This is a genomic window from Mesorhizobium sp. M4B.F.Ca.ET.089.01.1.1 (assembly GCF_004022605.1).
Lineage (GTDB): Bacteria > Pseudomonadota > Alphaproteobacteria > Rhizobiales > Rhizobiaceae > Mesorhizobium > Mesorhizobium abyssinicae.
In genome coordinates this window covers 1-469 of record NZ_RZOS01001380.1, presented here as the reverse complement: position 1 = coordinate 469, position 469 = coordinate 1, and the positions used below count along the sequence as shown (strand labels likewise).

1 protein-coding gene is annotated in these 469 nt (G+C 55.4%); it reads right to left on the bottom strand.

The window, feature by feature from the left end; translation table 11 throughout:
• Positions 1-370, bottom strand: a 370-nt coding sequence (locus EN780_RS40105; RefSeq protein ID WP_210215139.1) for a hypothetical protein, incomplete at its 3' end; no start/stop codon positions are given.
• Positions 371-469: the final 99 nt, after the last annotated feature.

The following is a 469-nucleotide window of genomic DNA, read 5'->3' as shown; positions in this document are numbered from 1 at the left end:
CACTTAGGGTGGCGACACCGGCAGACACATGGGATGGTTTGCTTGGCTCGCTCAAAAGTTTAGCTCCCTCCTGAAGCAGTTTTGCGCGCCCTTCGTTCTCAGCTTGATTGGCCTGCCTAACGCTAATGGAGCCTCGCCAGCTAACCGTGCAAAAAGTTACCAACGCGAACAGTGCAACACCGAAGGGGGCGAGCGCTTGGGCCAAGCGGGTATCATGCTCCCCATCGAAGCCGTTACCGAAAATGAAGAGAAAGGCGGCTACGATAGCCACGGCCGTGAACGTCGCACTGACGATAGACAGCACATACCAATGCTTTTCGGTAATAGTTGGCCACTCGCCGGTTGAATCCTTACCCCTACGTTCGGTCACGTAGCCCCCCAGCTCGACGTTTATCCGAACGCACATGCCAGTATTGCGTCAGCTTTGTTAGCGCTACAGATTCAATCATGGCGCTCGACAGCTACGGGG